1 protein-coding gene is annotated in these 303 nt (G+C 62.7%); it reads right to left on the reverse strand.

What is annotated here, in order from left to right; all coding sequences use genetic code 11:
- The coding region (locus tag EN859_RS36870) for an MFS transporter (protein ID WP_135913726.1) at window positions 1-303 on the reverse strand (303 nt) is incomplete at both ends.

A 303-nucleotide genomic window follows, 5' to 3' on the forward strand; every position in this document is an offset into this window, starting at 1 on the left:
CGATCTGAAGTTGAAGAACATCATCAGCACCACGGCATAGAGCGCGATGCCCCAGTGCTTCTGCAGCGTTTCGAGCAGTCCCGGCTTCACGTGCTGGCGGGCCTCGACGAAAGCGGGCGATTCCGGCACGTGCGAGCGGATGAAAAGCACGATCAGCGCCGGTGCGAAGCTAAGCAAGAACATTGCGCGCCAGCCGACAGTGAAGTCGCCGATCTTCTGGCCGTAGAGCAGTCCGTAGACGACGGCGGCGAGCAGATAGCCGGCCGGATAGCCGCATTGGAGGATGCCGGAGACCGTGCCGCG

The sequence above is a fragment of the Mesorhizobium sp. M00.F.Ca.ET.216.01.1.1 genome (genome assembly GCF_004010325.2).
GTDB lineage: Bacteria > Pseudomonadota > Alphaproteobacteria > Rhizobiales > Rhizobiaceae > Mesorhizobium.